At 36.0% G+C, this 931-nt stretch carries 3 protein-coding genes; all 3 read right to left on the bottom strand.

Going from position 1 to position 931, the window contains the following annotated elements; translation table 11 throughout:
- Positions 1-234: hypothetical protein (locus tag ACWIX0_RS13805; RefSeq protein WP_454174557.1), on the bottom strand; the 234-nt coding region annotated here is incomplete at its 3' end.
- A 236-nt stretch (positions 235-470) separates the two neighbouring features.
- Positions 471-599 (bottom strand): hypothetical protein, encoded by a 129-nt coding sequence (locus ACWIX0_RS13810; RefSeq protein WP_454174558.1) that lies wholly within the window; start codon positions 597-599, stop codon positions 471-473.
- An 18-nt stretch (positions 600-617) separates the two neighbouring features.
- Positions 618-842, bottom strand: coding sequence for a hypothetical protein (locus ACWIX0_RS13815; protein WP_454174559.1), 225 nt, complete (start codon positions 840-842; stop codon positions 618-620).
- Positions 843-931 lie beyond the last annotated feature (89 nt).

Genomic DNA, 931 nt, shown 5'->3' on the forward strand with positions numbered 1-931 from the left:
GTGGTTAGCGTTTGGATTGTGTGGATTATGTGTGTGATGCGAGATTGTGGCGGTTTGTGTGGGGTTAGTATTGGGATTGTTGTTTGCATTGCTTGCATTGCTGTTATTGCTTTGTATGGTAAGGGATAGGAATGAGGTTTGGGCTGTGGGATTTGTATCGTTGATAAAAGATTTGCTAGAGTTTGTGGGATTTGCACCATTTTTTGTGTTTATGGGACTTGTGAGGTTTGACATTTGGGATACTCCTTATTTAGAGATAAAAAGCATAAAATAAAATAATACAATAAAATGGTTTAATGTAAAATTGTTTAACTTGCTTAATGTGTTGATTTGTTTGGTGTATTTGACGAAGTGGGGATTTGGCATTGTGGGGGGTGTTGTTATGCCCTACTTTATGCCATCTTTGCTTTACTTTGCCTATCTTGCTTTACCATATTTTATTTTACTTTATGGCTTATAATTTACTTACCCTACTCATCAACCTCAAATATATCCTTTGCTTTTGGTTGCCCTTGTAAGATAAGCGGTGAGCCTTTGTCGGTTAGGACTTGTGAGATTGCTTGGGCTAGGACTATTTTTTGATTGTTTATTTCTAGCAATGTAGAGCAAATAGAGTTTTAGATATTGACTAATTTCGTGCAAGGGCTAGGCACACCTGCTATATTATGCGTGCAGCCCACAATAGTAGCATTTGCTAAATCATTTAGACTTATCATTCCAGCGTCATTGTTGCTAGAATCTTGCACACACATTATGTCCTTTGTGCTTGATTGAAGCAAGACTTTGCCTTTGTGGGGGCATTCTATGTTATCAGATTCTAGCAGTGGATTTAGCTTTGGCACAATGATTTGTCCTTTGAATTTTTAATTCCTATGTAAATTTATTTTAGATTTTACTTCATTTTATCTTAAACATTATCATTTTAGATTCC

The organism is Helicobacter sp. T3_23-1059 (assembly GCF_053654515.1).